This is a genomic window from Companilactobacillus futsaii JCM 17355, assembly GCF_001435505.1.
Taxonomy (GTDB): Bacteria; Bacillota; Bacilli; order Lactobacillales; family Lactobacillaceae; genus Companilactobacillus; species Companilactobacillus futsaii.
In genome coordinates, this window is record NZ_AZDO01000039.1 from 35,626 (window position 1) to 52,369 (window position 16,744).

The 16,744-nt window shown below is 36.3% G+C and carries 14 protein-coding genes; 1 reads left to right on the plus strand and 13 read right to left on the minus strand.

Annotated features, from left to right (window positions below; translation table 11 throughout):
- Positions 1–85: 85 nt before the first annotated feature.
- From FC88_RS03815 to FC88_RS03850, 8 genes are all read right to left on the minus strand, one after another.
- Positions 86–1,093, minus strand: a complete 1,008-nt coding sequence (locus FC88_RS03815; RefSeq protein WP_057812959.1) for a diacylglycerol kinase — start codon at positions 1,091–1,093, stop codon at positions 86–88.
- A 12-nt stretch (positions 1,094–1,105) separates the two neighbouring features.
- Positions 1,106–2,536: an Asp-tRNA(Asn)/Glu-tRNA(Gln) amidotransferase subunit GatB gene (gene gatB, locus FC88_RS03820; RefSeq protein ID WP_057812966.1), complete on the minus strand. Its 1,431-nt coding sequence runs from the start codon at positions 2,534–2,536 to the stop codon at positions 1,106–1,108.
- Complete coding sequence (gatA, locus tag FC88_RS03825) at positions 2,536–3,993, minus strand: Asp-tRNA(Asn)/Glu-tRNA(Gln) amidotransferase subunit GatA (protein ID WP_057812968.1); 1,458 nt, start codon at positions 3,991–3,993, stop codon at positions 2,536–2,538. The genes gatB and gatA overlap by 1 nt, the downstream gene beginning before the upstream one ends.
- Positions 3,993–4,292, minus strand: coding sequence for an Asp-tRNA(Asn)/Glu-tRNA(Gln) amidotransferase subunit GatC (gene gatC / locus FC88_RS03830; RefSeq protein WP_057812970.1), 300 nt, complete (start codon positions 4,290–4,292; stop codon positions 3,993–3,995). Before gatC ends, gatA begins: the two co-directional genes overlap by 1 nt.
- Positions 4,293–4,306: 14 nt before the next feature.
- Positions 4,307–5,440 carry a CamS family sex pheromone protein gene (locus tag FC88_RS03835; RefSeq protein ID WP_057812972.1) on the minus strand — a complete coding sequence of 378 codons (1,134 nt, stop codon included), beginning with the start codon at positions 5,438–5,440 and terminating at the stop codon, positions 4,307–4,309.
- Positions 5,441–5,450: 10 nt separating this feature from the next.
- On the minus strand, positions 5,451–7,466 hold the full coding sequence (gene ligA, locus FC88_RS03840; protein ID WP_057812974.1) for an NAD-dependent DNA ligase LigA: 2,016 nt from the start codon (positions 7,464–7,466) through the stop codon (positions 5,451–5,453).
- 11 nt (positions 7,467–7,477) lie between these two features.
- Complete coding sequence (pcrA, locus tag FC88_RS03845; protein ID WP_057813069.1) at positions 7,478–9,706, minus strand: DNA helicase PcrA; 2,229 nt, start codon at positions 9,704–9,706, stop codon at positions 7,478–7,480.
- 118 nt (positions 9,707–9,824) lie between these two features.
- On the minus strand, positions 9,825–10,664 hold the full coding sequence (locus FC88_RS03850; RefSeq protein ID WP_057812976.1) for a MerR family transcriptional regulator: 840 nt from the start codon (positions 10,662–10,664) through the stop codon (positions 9,825–9,827).
- A 72-nt stretch (positions 10,665–10,736) separates the two neighbouring features.
- Here FC88_RS03850 and FC88_RS03855 point away from each other — a divergent pair, with 72 nt between their 5' ends.
- On the plus strand, positions 10,737–11,585 hold the full coding sequence (locus FC88_RS03855; protein WP_057812978.1) for an arginase family protein: 849 nt from the start codon (positions 10,737–10,739) through the stop codon (positions 11,583–11,585).
- A 54-nt stretch (positions 11,586–11,639) separates the two neighbouring features.
- On the opposite strand, the gene purB is transcribed toward FC88_RS03855, so the two are convergent.
- The 5 genes from purB to FC88_RS03880 form a co-directional block, all read right to left on the minus strand.
- Positions 11,640–12,935, minus strand: a complete 1,296-nt coding sequence (gene purB / locus FC88_RS03860; RefSeq protein WP_057812980.1) for an adenylosuccinate lyase — start codon at positions 12,933–12,935, stop codon at positions 11,640–11,642.
- A 3-nt stretch (positions 12,936–12,938) separates the two neighbouring features.
- Entirely contained in the window at positions 12,939–14,069 is a 1,131-nt protein-coding gene (locus FC88_RS03865) for an ATP-grasp domain-containing protein (protein WP_057812982.1), read from the minus strand.
- Positions 14,070–14,087: 18 nt separating this feature from the next.
- Complete coding sequence (locus tag FC88_RS03870; RefSeq protein ID WP_057812985.1) at positions 14,088–14,669, minus strand: xanthine phosphoribosyltransferase; 582 nt, start codon at positions 14,667–14,669, stop codon at positions 14,088–14,090.
- 51 nt (positions 14,670–14,720) lie between these two features.
- Entirely contained in the window at positions 14,721–15,368 is a 648-nt protein-coding gene (locus FC88_RS03875) for a glycoside hydrolase family 73 protein (RefSeq protein ID WP_057812987.1), read from the minus strand.
- A 77-nt stretch (positions 15,369–15,445) separates the two neighbouring features.
- Positions 15,446–16,657, minus strand: a complete 1,212-nt coding sequence (locus FC88_RS03880; protein WP_057812989.1) for an MFS transporter — start codon at positions 16,655–16,657, stop codon at positions 15,446–15,448.
- Positions 16,658–16,744: the final 87 nt, after the last annotated feature.

Consider the following 16,744-nt stretch of genomic DNA (forward strand, 5'->3'; position numbering starts at 1 on the left):
AAACATTATCTAGTCGGTAGTGACAGCAGTTCAAATACTAACCTAACTAAGAAAGAATCAATATGATCCACTTCTAAATTCTTTTTTATTTATCTTCTTTTTCATCATCATCAAGATTTTTTTCTTCTTCGATGATTTTTTCACCAGCATCTTTTTCACTAAGAGTTGATGAATCAATTGCTTTGAGCGGGATAGAATCCACATTTGCATAAATATTCAAATGATTATGCAAATTAGTGAATACCATTGGCGCATCTCCACCATATTCACCATCAAGGTTAACCATTAGACGATTACCATCATTGGCATGAACCGAGATTTTTTTTGTCTTAGTATAAATAACCTTTGGATTGTAAACATGGCGACCACCATTAAGAACTAAGGCAATCAAATGAACTAAATCACGCAAATTAGTTTCTTTAACGATGATCAATGAGAATGTTCCATCGCCAATTACTGAGTCAGGGGCAATTTGTTCCATTCCACCGATTGAATTAGTCAATCCAATCAAAAACATCGTTGCCTTACCATCAAATACGCCATCATCGTATTCAATGTGCATATCAACGGGACTAACTCGTGGTAGTAATTCAGCACCTTTAACTAGATAAGCCAAGTATCCCAAAATTGATTTATAAGCTGAAGGAACCTCATAAGTCAATTCGGTCATCGACCCACCACCGGCAATATTGATAAAGTATTTTTCACCAGCTTGACCAATATCGACTGGTAATTTTTGACCTTTAAGAATAATTTTGGCTGCTTCGACTACATCATCACGTGGAATTTTCAAAGCTCTGGCATAATCATTAGTTGTTCCGACCGGAATAATCGCTAACTCTGGACGTTTATCCAAATCAGCAATTCCGTTAACAACTTCATTGATCGTACCATCCCCACCAGCAGCAACTATTAACTCAAAGCCCTCTTTAGCTACTCGTCTGGCTTCATCTTGAGCTGAGTTTTTCTTCGGTGTTGTTCGATAGGCACTAGCCTCATAACCAGCTTTTTCAATAATATTCAAAATGTCTCCAACATTACTGTTCATGGTCTCATGACCTGAAGTTGGATTATATATCAGTCTAGCACGCATATCTTTCCCTCACTAACGACTATTTAACTCTGCCATCAAAATCTTGTTAACAACTTTAGGGTTAGCTTGTCCGTGTGTTTGTTTCATGATTTGACCAACCAAGTAACCAACAGCACGATCTTTACCATTCTTAAAGTCATCGATTGATTGTTGATTGTTATCCAATATTTCCAAAATCATTGGTTTCAAGACAGCAGGATCAGATTCTTGAACAAGTCCTTTAGACTTAACCCATTCTTCTGGTTCTGTTCCGTTACTGATAGTTTCTTTAAAGACTTTCTTAGCAATCTTAGAAGAAATTGTTCCATCGGAAATTAAATTGATCATCTTAGCTAAGTGTTCTGGTGTCAACTTAGTATCTAACAAACCAACCTTCTTTTCGTTCAAGTAACCATTAACTTCACCCATTAACCAGTTAGAAACTAATTTTGGATTAGCTTTGTAAGAAACGGCTTCGTCAAAGAAATCAGACATTTCCTTAGTATCTGTCAAAACGCCGGCATCATATTCAGGAATACCTAATTCGTTAATGTAACGAACACGTCTTTTGGCAGCTGATTCTGGCAAGTTAGCCTTAATTTCAGCAACCCATTCTGGTGAAATATCGTAATCTGGCAAGTCAGGTTCTGGGAAGTAACGATAATCATCGGCACCGGACTTAACACGCATTAAGAATGTTTCGCCAGTCTTTTCATCAAAACGTCTAGTTTCTTGACCGATGCGTCCACCTTGTTTCAAAATGTTAGCTTGACGTTTTTCTTCATAAGCTAGACCCAACTTAACGTGGTTGAATGAGTTCAAGTTTTTCAATTCGACTTTTGTACCATAAGTATCTGAACCTACTGGGCGAATTGAAATATTTGTATCAACACGCATTGAACCTTCTTCCATCTTAACATCAGATGCACCAGTAAACTGGATAATCTTACGAAGGTTTTCTAGATATTGATAGGCTTCTTCAGGAGAATGCATATCAGGCTTTGAAACAATTTCAATCAAAGGAGTACCTTGACGGTTTAAATCAACGTATGAATAGCCGTTATTACCGTGGGTATTCTTACCGGCATCTTCTTCAACGTGAAGTTCTTCAACACCGATTTTCTTCTTTTTACCATCAACTTCAATTTCAACGTATCCATCATGACCCAACGGCTTGTCTTGTTGAGTAATTTGGTAAGCTTTTGGATTATCTGGGTAGAAGTAGTTCTTACGATCAAAGTGTGTGTGGTGTTCGATTTCGGCGTTCAATGCCAAAGCTACCATGACACCTAGGCGATAACCATTTTTATTTACAGTTGGTAATGTCCCTGGAAAACCAAAGTCGATCACATTGGTATTAACGTTAGAGTCGGCACCATAAGCAACTGGTGAAGGACTGTACATCTTGGACTTAGTTTTTAGTTCAACGTGAACTTCTAGTCCGATAGTTGTTTCAAAATTCATTAGTCTTCCCCCTTAAGTGCAGTTGGTATTTGTTCATAAAATTTATTTTCTTCTTGCAAAGCATAAGCCGCATTGAAGACGTCTTGTTCAGCAAATGGCTTACCGATAATTTGTAGACCAACTGGCATACCGTCAGCTAAACCTGCAGGAACTGAAGCAGCTGGTAATCCGGCCAAGTTAGCAGGAATAGTTAAAATATCGTTCATGTACATTGCCAATGGATCGTCAACTTTTTCACCAATCTTGAAAGCAGGTGTAGTTGTTGAAGGTCCCATAATTAAATCATAGTCCTTTAAGACATTTGACATTTCATTGATGAAGATAGTTCTTACTTGAGCGGCTTTCTTGAAGTAAGCATCATAAGCACCAGCAGATAAAGCAAAGGTACCAAGCATGATACGACGTTTTACTTCATCACCGAATCCCTCAGATCTTGAATTTACAAACAAGTCTTTGATGTTTTTAACGTCCTTAGCACGGTAACCATATCTAACACCATCGTATCTTTGAAGGTTAGATGAGGCTTCACTGGAAGCTAAGACGTAATAAACTTCAACGGCATGCTTCAATGATGGCAAGCTAACTTCTTCAACAGTAGCTCCCATCTTCTTGTAAGCATCAAGTGCTTTATTAACATTGTCCAAGACATCTTTATGTGTTCCTTCATGATAGAATTCCTTAGGAACAGCAATCTTAACGCCAGTCATGTCTTTGTTCAAATTAGCGCGGTAGTCAGGAACTTCTTTTTCTGAACTTGTTGAATCATGATCGTCATGACCAGCAATGACAGAAAGAACTTCAGCTGAGTCTTCAACACGTTTTGACATAACACCAACTTGGTCAAGACTTGAAGCAAAGGCAATAACGCCCCAACGAGAAACACGACCGTATGTTGGTTTGATACCAAAGATTCCATTAAAGGCAGCAGGTTGTCTGATTGAACCACCAGTATCTGTACCTAAAGCAGCTACTACGTCACCACTAGCAACGGCAGCAGCGGAACCACCTGAAGAACCACCAGGAACACGACTGAAGTCCCAAGGATTCTTACTTGTTCCAAAGTGTGATGTTTCAGTAGATGAACCCATAGCAAATTCATCAAGGTTAGTCTTACCAATATCGATTGCACCAGCATTTTCTAGCTTTTCTAAAACTGTAGCGCTATAAACTGGCATAAAATTATACAAAATCTTACTTGCAGCAGTAGTCTTGATGCCATTTGTGACGATATTATCCTTGATAGCAATTGGGATACCACTTAAACGTCCGTTGATCCCTTTTTCATCAATCTTCTTAGCATCATCAACAGCCTTATCGTTAACTGTAATAAAGGCATTTAATTTATCTTCTTTAGCATTGATATTGTCTAAAGTTTGTTGTGTTAAATCTTGGGCAGTCAACTCTTTGTCAGCAAGTTTTTGGTGCAATGAATTGATTGTTTCCTTCATGTAATCCACTATTCGTCGTCCTCCTTGTCAACAATTGTTGGTACCTTGATAAGGTTATTATCAGTTTCAGGAACATTCTCAAGCATTTGTTCTCTAGTTTGAGTATGAATCCCCTTATCTTCACGGAAGACTGTACTTGTGTCACCCATATTGTATGTAGGTTCAATTCCAGTTGTATCAACGCTTGATAGTTTACTTTCCATGTTGACGATCTTATCTAATTGATCGACAAAACTATCAACTTCGTCAGGTTGGAATTTCAAATTAGCCAATGTGGCAACGTGTAAAATTTCATCTTTTGAAATCATAAGTTTCTCCTTTTTTAATCTGCATCATAAACATGTGAATAGAACTTACCATTAGTTCTAGTTACAACAGCTTGTTGTTCGTCGACTGTTTGAATATTAATATCCAAATCAGCACCAGATGGTAAGTATTTAGTTGCACTCTGTTGAACGAATTGAGTAAAACTAGTGATTTGAGCTAAACCGTCAAATTGGGTATTGATCGTAATATCCATCGATTTAAGGTTTGTGCCATCGTAATGAGCCTGAGCTGTAACACCAGAAAGATTGGGGAAGTAATCTTGGATGTGCGTCTTAAAGTTAGAAAAGGCGTCAGAATCACTACTGCTAATTGCAGTATCGCCATTAACAACTGGCAACATTTGGTTCTTGTATTCCAAATCTTTAAAGCTACCTAATTCGCCACTCTTACTGAAGGAATATTGGAAATAATTTCCTCCAACTAAAGTATCTTCAGGGGCTACTGAATATAATCCCACAACAATAGGAATATTACCCACTTTATCTTCTTTACGCAAGCGTTGAACAATTTCTTTGGCAATTCGTTGACCTTGTTCTTTTTGTTCAGCTTCTGTAATAGTAGTCTTGTAAGTAGCGCCATATTGCTTCTTTTGGTAGTAATCGATCTTGTTCATTGCAACCCCGATTGAAATACCAGCCAATTTATATTTACCATCTTGCTTTTGGAGATAATCTTCTTCAAGCAACTGTTGTAAATACATTGGTGTTCGCTTAGTAGGAGCAGTTGAACCGTTAGAATCTGGATTCAAACCAGTTGGGTTCTTCTTACTTTTACGAGCTAACCACTTATTAACGGTACTGGCAGAAAGCACTTGGCCTTCTTGGAAAACATATGAATTAGTTGAAAATTGCTTTTTAGACAACTTCATTAAACCACTTTCAAAGCTTCTACTGTTGAATTGATTACCATTATCAGACGCAGTTAACCCTGAAATTGGACTAGTTTTATACTTTCCATTACTTAATAAAACATCGTAACTACTTGAATCAGACGAAGATGTTGTCTGAACCGTGCTCTTTGAAGAATCACCGCCACCTGATGAAAGGGTGGAATCTTGTAGATTACCACAGGCAGCTAAAAAAATCGAACACATCAATAGTAACGTTGTAGTTTTTAAGAATTTTTTCAAATCTGTTCTCCTACTCTTCATCATCCAAATATTCAGATAATGTTGTTTCATCAATAATTTGCGTTCCCAATTGTTGAGCTTTAGTCAGTTTACTACCGGCCTTTTCACCAGCAATCAAAATATCAGTTTTCTTGGTAACTGAGCTAGTGACCTTGGCACCGAGATTCTCGAGTTTTTCAGACAATTGCGAGCGTTTATAATTTTGTAAAGTTCCGGTTATAACAATTATTTTATCAGTAAAATGGCTATTTGTTTCATTAGAATTTGAACTACCGATAAAATTCATGTTAATACTTACTGATTTTAGTTCATTTATCAATTTTTTAACATCATCATTGGCAAAATAAGTCACAATACTGTCAGCAATAATTTCACCCATTGTATTAACTTCTAAAATTTCTTCTTTGGAAGCTGCCATCAAATTATCTAAATTACCAAAATTCTCAGCTAAAATCCGACCAGCTTTGGCACCAACATGTCTGATTCCAAGACCAAAGATCAATCGTTCTACCGAATTACTCTTAGAATTATCAATTGCTGTTAGTAAATTGTTGATGGATTTTTCTTTAAAACCATCCAAAGTGGCTAAATCATCTGCTGTCAATTTGTAAATATCAGCTACATCTTTAACTAATTCTTTCGTATAGAGTTGTTCGATGATCTTAGGTCCTAAACCGTCTATATTCATCGCATTTCGAGAAGCAAAGTGAGTTAATTGTTCTTTAACTTGAGCCGGACATTTAGGATTGATACAACGTAACGCTACTTCATCCTCTAGGTGAATCAATTCTGAACCACAGTAAGGACAATGTGTTGGGATTTCAGCAGGTGTGGAATCTTTTGGACGTTTCTTCAAGACTACTTGTGAAACTTCAGGGATAATATCGCCGGCTTTGTGCAACAGTACAGTATCGCCGATTCGAACATCTTTTTGACGAATCATATCTTCATTATGTAGCGTTGCCCTTGAAACAGTCGTTCCTGCTAATTGCACAGGATCCATTACTGCTGTAGGTGTCAAAACTCCTGTCCGACCAATTGTCCAAGTAATATCTCGTACTATTGTTTCTGATTGTTCTGGTGGAAACTTATAAGCAATTTCCCAACGTGGTACTTTAACTGTATTTCCAAGTTGTTGCTGCAAAGCTAAATCATCAACTTTCAAAACAACTCCATCGATACCGTAATCTAGATCATCTCGAACTTCGCCATAATGTTCGATAAAGTTTTGCACACCTTTTAAACCAGTCGTTACTTGAGCAGTTGGATTAACGTTAAACCCTAATTCTTTTAATGTTTCCAAAGCTTGATGCTGCGTGGTAACGTCCATACCGTCAAAAGTTACGATCGTATACATGAACGTGTCGAGCTTTCTTGAAGCCGTAATCTTAGGATCTAATTGTCGCAAACTACCTGCGGCCGCATTTCTAGGGTTAGCAAAGACTTGTTGACCTTCATTTTCACGTTCTTGATTTAAACGCAAAAATTCTTTTTTCGACATGAAACATTCGCCACGAACTTCAATTGAAAGTGGACGGCTGAGTTTTTGCGGGATATCTTTGATAGTTTTGACATTTTCTGTCACATTTTCGCCGATTGTCCCATTACCACGAGTTGAACCTTGAACTAAGATACCATTTTCATAAATTAATGACAGTGATAAACCATCAATTTTTAATTCAACATTATAATCAACCTCATGTCCAACGTTTTTTTCGATTCGGTCATTAAATTCTGCCAATTCTTCTTCAGAAAAGACATCCCCCATTGAAAGCATTGGAATATCATGAGTAACCTTATTGAAATCGGGTAAAGTCACATCACCAACTTGTTGCGAAGGTGAATCGGGAGTTACTAATTCCGGATACATTTGTTCTATTTCTAATAAACGATTGTATAACTTATCGTAGACATTATCTTCTACGACTGGTGCATCTTTAGTGTAATAAGCATCACGCCAACTATTGAGTTGGGGACGGATTTTGTCTAATTCTTGACTAGCTTGTTCTTTAGTTAAATCAGCCATGCTTTCACCTCTTAGTCAGTAACTTTTTTAATTGGAGCATATTCTGCTAACAGACGTTTAACGCCTTCGCTCTTGAATGCTACATCTAATTCAGCATTGTTGCCAGAACCATTAACTTTAACAACCGTTCCTTGACCCCACTTCTTATGTTCGACTTTATCGCCAACATTCCAAGTGAGTTTTTCAGCACCGGAAGCTCCTTTAGATTTCAAAGTTGGTGATTGATAAGTTGGAGTTGTGGCCATACGACGACGGTTCTTACTGAATGGATATTTCTCTTTCTTAGCACCAGCAAGATTACCAGCAACCGGATTAACGGGTTCGATAGCATCTTCTTGAATCTCGTTAACAAATCTTGAAGTAGGATTACTTTGAATACGACCATACAACATCCGACTGATAGCATTGGTAATATACAAACGTTTTTCAGCTCGAGTAATCCCTACATAAGCTAAACGACGTTCTTCTTCCAAATCGTCTTCTTTTAATAATGAACGACCTAATGGGAAAATTCCTTCTTCCATACCAACTAGGAAAACCACTGGGAACTCCAATCCTTTAGCAGCATGCAAAGTCATCAAAGTTACTTCTTGTTGATCTTCTTCAACTTCATCTTGATCACTAACTAATGATAATTCAGTTAAGAAAGTAGTCAAACGCGTCTCATCAACGTCAGCATCTGGTTCATAACTTTGGTCAAATTGTGTCGTTACTGTCAAAAGTTCTTCGATATTTTCAACACGAGCTTGAGATTCAAGATTGTTTTGCTTCTTCAATTCTTCCACGTAACCGGAATCTTCTAATAAATGGTCCATCAAAATATTCATTGATTGGTCTTCAGATAACTTAGTTAAATCGTCGATCACTTTAGCAAATTCACCAATTGTTTTACGAGGTTTGGCACCTAATGGCGACAATTCGATGTTTTCAGCTGCTTCTAACAATGACCAGTTATGCTCGTCAGCGAAAGTTTGCAATTTTTCAATCGTACCTGGTCCAATTCCGCGTTTAGGACTGTTGATAACACGTTGAAAACTCATTGAGTCATCGTGATTAGCAATCAAACGCAAATAAGCTAAGACATCCTTGATTTCCTTACGGTCGTAAAACTTATGTCCACCAATGATCTTGTAAGGAATATTAGCCTTCATAAGCTTATCTTCAAAGTTACGTGATTGAGCATTAGTTCGGTACAAAACGGCAAAATCACCATAATTATAGCCTTGTAACAATAAATCTTTAATCTGGTCAATTACGTACAAAGCTTCATCAGTATCACTTTGACCACGATAAAACTTGATTTTGTCACCTTCAGAGTTATCAGTCCACAGTTCCTTAGGTTTACGATTGGAATTATTGTTGATAACTTCATTAGCAGCTTTCAAAATGACCTTAGTTGAACGATAGTTTTGTTCCAATTTAATCGTTGTAGCTTCAGGATAGTCTTTTTCAAAGTTCATAATATTTTGAATGTTAGCACCACGCCAACCATAAATACTCTGATCAGCATCACCAACTACACAAACATTACGATATTTTGCGCCTAATTGTTTTACTAATTTGTATTGAGCTTCATTAGTATCCTGATACTCATCAACGTGAATGTATTGGAATTTTTCTTGATACTTCTCCAACACGTCAGGATTTTGGTCGAATAATTCACTCGTTTGCATGATCAAATCATCAAAATCAAGTGAATTATTACGGTCCATTTCTTTAGCATAGGCATCATAAACTGTCGCAACTGTTTGTTCGTAAGGAGTTGCAGCAACTTTTGCATATTCAGCTGGAGTTTGTAATTCATTCTTAGCATTACTGATAGTTCCCAGAAGAGCTCTAGGATCATAACGCTTAGGATCAAGGTTCATCTTTACTAAAATTTGTTTCATCAAAGTTCTTTGTTCACTAGGGTCAGCAATCGTAAACGTCTTAGGTTTGCCCATCTTATCGATATCTCTTCTTAAAATTTTTACACAAAGAGAGTGGAAAGTTGAAACCCAAACGTCACCGGCTGATTCATTGAGTAATTTACCGATTCTTTCTTTCATTTCCTTAGCGGCCTTGTTAGTAAAGGTAATCGCTAAAACGTGCCAAGGCATGACATTTTTTTCTTCAATTAAATAGGCCACACGATGAGTCAAAACACGTGTCTTACCTGAACCGGCACCTGCCATGATCAAAAGTGGTCCTTCTGTTGCCTTAACTGCTTTTTGTTGTTCTGGGTTAAGACCTTTTAGCATTGTATTATCCAATTTATAACTCCCTCAAATCTTTGTGTAAAAAAATTAGTCGTTCTTAAAATAGCTGTTTATATTGTAGCAAATTTTTATCTTCAGAGCTAAAAACCATACTTAAACATTAATGATAGTTTTTAGGTATTTTAACCCTTAACTCTGTCAAAAAATTTTGTTCATTCTCATAGTGATACTCATCAACTATTGATACTTCATAAACTTCTGTTGGAATGGTACCAAATTTATGTAGGAACGCCGAGAACAATTTTTGATAATACGACAAATATTTAGTTCTATCCCAAAAAAAAGATATGCATAAATATTGTCCAGAAAGCATGTATGTCAATAATTCTTCAGCTTCGTCAATTCTTGATGAAAAAACTCTTGTAAAAATACTATCGTATTCAATTTCAGTTAAATCATTATACTCTTTTAATGGATATGAAAAACCATATTGTAAGTTAGCCATCGTCTTATTTTGTAATAATATATTTTCTAATCGACTCACTTCTGCATCGGGATGGCTGAGGGGGGTTATTTTAGTTATCGGCTTTATTTGAATTATTAATTCTTGCGGAATAGCTCTTTGATAAACAATTTCCTGAGAAAATTTTTGAATTTCGTTTAATTGTTGAAACTGTAATTGCTGACCTCGAATTAATTCTTTAGTTCTTTGTAAGTTTTGAATTTTATTTTCGATTTCTAACTCTTGTTGATTCCAAAATTCAACTAAACGCTCACTGTCTAAAGTTAAAACTTGCTTGATTTCTTTGAGTGATGATCCTGTATGTTGTAGATATTTAATGATATTAATTCTAAAAACTTGATTAATATCATAATATCGATAGCCATTTTTTGTATCTCTTATAGCTGGTTTGATTAAATCTATTTTGTCATAGTATCTCAAAGTTTGAATACTAACATTACAAATCTTCGCCATCTTACCAATTGATAATTTTTCCATTTTACACCTTGACCCTATTCTAACTATAGACTTTATCATAGATTGCATTAAAGAAAAAAGCGAGGTCATACAATGAACAAAACTATTAGACTAACTGTTCCTGATTGGCAAGCTGGTAATAATCCACTTTATTATTTAGGATCACAATTATTAACTGCCTTAGTACCAAATAATCCTAATCAAAAATTTTTTACAGTTCCAATCACAGCTCCTAATGAAGATAATACTAATTTAACAAGGGAAAACGGGGTTACTGCCCAATCAATTGTTAAGAAAAATTTGCAAGAAACTATGAAGATCTTAAATAACGAACAACCTGACAAAGTAATTACCTTAGGTGGTAATTGTTTAGTATCACAAGCTCCATTTGACTACTTACATAATAAATATCAAGGTCATGTCGGTATCCTTTGGATTGATGCTCACCCAGACATATCAACACCAAAGATTTTTCCTAATGAACATGCTATGGTCTTAGGAAATTTGATTCACCAAGGAGATAAAGAATTAGAAAAATTAGTTGAACACCCCTTCTCTCCTAAAGAAATCATGTACGTTGGCTTACAAAAACCCACCGCTGATGAAAACAAGATTTTACCTGATTTAGGAATCAACTATCAAACTCAAAAAAAAATTGATTTTGATAAAATTCAAACTTGGATTAACGAAAATAATTTTACAAAGGTTTTAATTCATTTGGATCTAGATGCTTTAGATCCAAAATTATTCCATGAGCAATATTTTGATCAACCTGGCGTTACTAGTTATAACGTTTCACATGGGGCACTGAATCCCAATGAAATAATGAAATTGTTAAATGATTTGTCTGATAAAACAGTCGGTTTAACAATTGCAGAGTATTTACCTTGGAGCGCCTTACAACTTAAAGAAATAATGCAAAGCAGTAAAATATTTGATTAATTAAAAAATAATAATCCACATTAACCAAAATAAGGTTAATGTGGATTATTATTTTTATTCTAAACCAACACGCTTAAAGATTTCATCAACATTTCTCAAATGCCAGTGATAATCAAAGGCATCATCAAGATCAGCATCAGAAAGTTTGTCAGTCACACGTGTATCATTTTCAAGCATCGTTCTGAAGTCCTTCTTTTCATCCCAAGCTTTGGCAGTCATTGGTTGAACAATGTCATAAGCTTGTTCACGAGAATAACCAGCTTCAACTAACTTCAACAAGACGCGTTGTGAGTAAATCAAACCGTGAGTGATGTTCATATCTTCAATCATCTTATCTGGGAAAACTGTAAGATCTTTTGTGATCTTAGTAAATCTTCTCAAAATGTAATCTAACAATTCAGTTGTATCAGGGATAATGACACGTTCAGCTGAAGAATGTGAAATATCACGTTCATGCCACAATGGCACATCTTCTAGGGCTGTAAAAGCATGTCCTCTGATTACTCGAGCTAAACCTGTTACATTTTCTGAACCGATTGGATTACGTTTGTGCGGCATAGCACTTGAACCTTTTTGTCCAGCAGCAAAGAACTCTTCAGCTTCCCTAACTTCAGTTCTTTGCAAGTGACGAACTTCTAGAGCAAAACGTTCAATTGATGTTGCAATCAAAGCCATTGTTTGGATGTATTCAGCGTGAAGATCTCTTGGAAGAACTTGAGTTGAGATCTCTTGAGGACGAATACCTAACTTATCACAAACAAATTTTTCAACACTAGTTGGCACATTAGCGTAACTACCAACTGCACCGCTGATCTTACCTGCCTCAACACCCTTGGCAGCATGGTCGAATCTTTCGATATCACGTTTGATTTCTGAGTACCAGTTAGCTAGTACCAAACCAAAAGTAGTAGGTTCAGCGTGAACACCGTGAGTTCTACCAATCATTGGTGTATCTTTGTACTTCAAAGCCTTTTGTTTAACTACTTCGAGAAATTCTTTCAAATCTTCACGAATAATATCATTAGCTTGTTTCATCAAGTAACCATAGGCTGTATCAACAACATCAGTTGAAGTTAAGCCAAAGTGGACCCATTTTCTTTCTGGTCCTAAATAACGTGAAACATCTCTAGTAAAAGCAACTACATCGTGCTTAGTTTGTTTTTCGATTTCAGCAATTTCAGAAACGTCAAACTTAGCATTTTGAGCAATCAATTTTGCATCTTCAGCAGGAATTTCTCCTAGTTTGCTCCAACCTTCTACGGCTGCAATTTCTACTTCGAGCCAAGCTTGAAATCTATTTTGGTCTGTCCAAATTGGTTTCATTTGTTTAGTTACATATCTATCAATCATGAATTATTCTACTCTCCAAATATTAGTTGTTAAGATATCATTCTTTAATTCTTCGACATCGTCAGAAAAAATTGAAATATAACCGACATCCCTATCGGCTTGATTCTTAGCTTTAAAACCTGTGTAATAGTTAAATTTCCATTGTGCTTTTTCCTGAAGCAAGTCCAAACTCTGTGGCAAATTGCCTTCAATAATCTTCAAGGCAGCCGCGTTGACCATTGGAAAAATTTCAGGAATGGGCCAATCACAAATCGCTCTGATATGTAATTCAAATTGAGAAATGCCGGTTGCTTCTTGATAAACATTAGCTGAATAATTGATTCCTGGGAAAATTCGTTTGACGTACAAAACCCCGGATTGAGATAGGATGAAACCTATGCCAAATACTCCCACATAATCAACATTTTTCGCCACCATCAAGGCAACCCGTTGCATTTCTGCTTCCACATCGGGATTATTCTTCTTGTAAATGAAAGAACTCATCAAATGCGTACCATCGTATATTTCTCGAATCATCGGAAAAGTATGGATTTTTTTATCTTTACTCTTGCTGACCATAATTGAATACTCAGCCTTCGTATCGATCCAGGCTTCCAAAATATAAGTTCCATCTTGGAGCAATTTTTGGACTTGTTCGACATCTTCAGCGTTGTACAAAATATGACGTTTTAAGATAGTCTGATTCTTTTGAATCGGTTTTAGTGCACATGGAAAGCCAATCTCTTCGACAGCTTTTTTTATATCATTGACTGTAACAATCGAAAAAAACGGTGGAACGTTAATATTCAAATCGTTCAAAAAAGTTCTTTCAATGTATCGATCTTGGGCAATACCTAACAGATCAGCTCCTTGAACCACATTGAAGTCTTCTGACATTTTTTTTAAAAGCGTACTGTCGAAATTCTCATCCATGTACAAAAGAAGGTCACTTCTACGGCCCAATTCACTTAGATTTTCAAGGTTCTCTAAAGTACCGACTAAAAAACTGTCCGCGGCCTGTGTCGCAATATCCTTTTCTTCGTCCGTCAAAAGCATGGTTCTAAAGCCCATTCTTTTAGCTTCCAATTCAAATATATAAGTTTCACTGCCGCCGCCAATTATTCCTAAAGTCTTACCGGGCGCAATAAAAGTCATAATTCCACCTTCCTATTACTATTCCTCTTCGTCTTGGAAGACCACTTGGCCATTTTCAAAAGCCTTGATACGAGCTAATGAATAAATTGGAGTTCCGGATTTATCAATCAATTGTCTACCCTTTTGGAAGGATTTTTCAATGACAATTCCAATTCCAGCCAAAGTTGCGCCGGCATCTTCAATGATAGTATCCAATCCATTAACAGCTTGTCCATTAGCCAAGAAGTCATCAATGATCAAAACAGTATCATCCTTTGATAAAAAGCGTTTGTCGATACTGATGTGATTAGAAGTCTTCTTAGTAAATGAATAAACTTCTGAAGTGTACAAATCATCAGTCAAAGTGACTGACTTGTGTTTTCTGGCAAAAACAACTGGAACTTGGAATTTCAACCCAGTCATAACTGCAGGTGCGATACCTGAAGATTCCACTGTCAAAATCTTATTGATACCAGCATCCTTAAAATGGTTGTAAAATTCTTCACCCATTCTTTCCATTAACATTGGGTCAACTTGATGGTTTAAAAAACTATCAACTTTAAGCACGTCTTTGCCTAAAACTCGACCATCTTTTCTGATTCTTTCTTCTAGTTCCTTCATTACGTTCTCCCCTATTTAATAGAATAATTAGAGTCTATCATACTTTGATTTTCACTTGATACCTTGATCGTATTTTTTTAGATTATATTTTTGTATAATCCGAATAATTTTACTTGTGTAACCAGGATCAGTCGCATATCCATCAGTTTGTAAAGCAACTGCCGCATCAATATAATTCTTTGATTGAATAACTTGCCTATATTGCTGGGGATTCCACGAGGTACCATCTACTAACAATTTTGTATGATCTTTCATCGACTCACGAAAATCCGAATAAACCCGAAAACGTCCGTTGATGGTTGTCCATTGACCGTTAGTGTATTCTTTCGTCTGCAAAACTTTGGTATTACTAGGATCCTCTCCCTTAATGCCAAAATAATTATTGTACTGACTAGCTAGCGTACTAGTGCCCCAATCGCTTTCCAAAATTGCCTGAGCAATCGTGATACTAGGCAAAACACCATATTCTTCACCTAACTCGACTGCATAAGGTGCAACTTTTTTGACAAAAGCATTGTGCTCTTGTTGGACCATCTCAACCTTTGTTTCGTTTTGATATTGGACATATCTCCTGTATCCAAAAAAGCTGATTACAAAAACAGCAACGATGGCTAACAAAATAAGAGTTGTATTGTTGTTTTTTCTACTTCGTTTGCGCCGATAACTCTTGTGCGCTGTATATCTTCTCTTTTGTGGCAATTGATCTATCCCTTTTAAGTTTATTAACTCTAATTATAGCCGATAACCTTGAATTTTTTATGATTTGAAAAAGAATTTTAAAAATGTCTTAGACTATCAAATTTTATTGCTGATCGTTTTGTATACAAAACCCACAATATCAAGGCTAAAGCTTCTAAAATAGCACAGAACAAGAAGATACTTTTATAACCTAATCCTGTAGCAATCACAGCCGCAAGCATTGGACCAAAGACATTTCCAAACGACTGTGCGGATTGATTATAACTGAAAATTCGTCCAAAGATTTGTTTCGGTACATTTTGTACAGTTAAAACTTGAATCGACGGAATCAAGGCTGCATCAGAAATCCCCAAAATAAATCTCAAGATAACTAATTCCCAAATATTTTGGACTAAGCTGGTCAAAGTCAGACTGACAACGGCTAGAATCAAAAATAACCACATACTCTTCAAACCTCCAATCTTATCGATCAGATGTCCAACCACTCCAGCCATTAAAATAGTCGCTAATCCTGGGGCTGCAGAGACGATGCCAGTGATAATAACCAAGTTAGAACTGTGATAATCAAGCTCTCGAACTAACAAACTGATCATTGGTGTAATTGCATTGGTGGTTGCTTGGATGGCTAATAGCGAATAAAACAAGGCCAAAAAGAAAGACCAACCAATCTTTCTCATTAAAGGTAAAGCTGGCCGTAATTTCTCTTTAGTAATTGGTGTAAAGTCTTCTTTGACTCCGAATAGTGTCGTAAAAAAAACTAATCCCATCAAAAAACTTGTCAAAAAGAATGCTCCACGATAACCAACTGTTGTTGCTAAAAAACTTCCAATCAACGGACCAATCAATGTCCCAGCAATACTACCAGTTACTAACTTACTCATTACTCGCCCCTGAATGCCTCGTGGTGCGGAAACTGACATCAAAGCATTAGCATTGTTGATATATCCCGAAAACGCTCCTTGCAAAGCACGAAAGAATAATAAAAACCAAACGTTTGGAGACAGACCAATCATAAAAATCGTTATCGTCATTACGCCTGAAGCCCTCAGACACATCAATTTTCGTCCTTTTAAATCAGCCAATCGGCCCCAAAGCGGTGAAACAAAAGCCTTCATTAAATATGTTAAAGAAAATGCCGCTGCTCCCAAGAAATTCAATTGTGTTTGTGTAAAATTACCCAACGTGTCAATAAATAAGACAACAAAAGGCAATGTCATCGCATTGCCCATATCGGTAATAAAGCTACCAAACCATAAAATTTTAAAATTCTTCTGCCAAGCTGTTTGCATATCGACCCCCACAATGTTGAGTCTTAAGCATAAACTATTAATGTTTATTTACTGTAAAATTTATGTAAATTATGATTGTGGTAGTAA

Bases quoted from the DNA above. Each gene is read 5' to 3' on its own strand.
- ligA (WP_057812974.1), bottom strand. From the start codon at position 7,466: ATGGCTGATTTAACTAAAGAACAAGCTAGTCAAGAATTAGACAAAATC.
- gatC (WP_057812970.1), bottom strand. From the start codon at position 4,292: ATGATTTCAAAAGATGAAATTTTACACGTTGCCACATTGGCTAATTTG.
- FC88_RS03865 (WP_057812982.1), bottom strand. From the start codon at position 14,069: ATGACTTTTATTGCGCCCGGTAAGACTTTAGGAATAATTGGCGGCGGC.
- gatB (WP_057812966.1), bottom strand. From the start codon at position 2,536: ATGAATTTTGAAACAACTATCGGACTAGAAGTTCACGTTGAACTAAAA.
- FC88_RS03870 (WP_057812985.1), bottom strand. From the start codon at position 14,669: ATGAAGGAACTAGAAGAAAGAATCAGAAAAGATGGTCGAGTTTTAGGC.
- FC88_RS03855 (WP_057812978.1), top strand. From the start codon at position 10,737: ATGAACAAAACTATTAGACTAACTGTTCCTGATTGGCAAGCTGGTAAT.
- FC88_RS03815 (WP_057812959.1), bottom strand. From the start codon at position 1,093: ATGCGTGCTAGACTGATATATAATCCAACTTCAGGTCATGAGACCATG.
- purB (WP_057812980.1), bottom strand. From the start codon at position 12,935: ATGATTGATAGATATGTAACTAAACAAATGAAACCAATTTGGACAGAC.
- FC88_RS03880 (WP_057812989.1), bottom strand. From the start codon at position 16,657: ATGCAAACAGCTTGGCAGAAGAATTTTAAAATTTTATGGTTTGGTAGC.
- pcrA (WP_057813069.1), bottom strand. From the start codon at position 9,706: ATGCTAAAAGGTCTTAACCCAGAACAACAAAAAGCAGTTAAGGCAACA.
- FC88_RS03850 (WP_057812976.1), bottom strand. From the start codon at position 10,664: ATGGAAAAATTATCAATTGGTAAGATGGCGAAGATTTGTAATGTTAGT.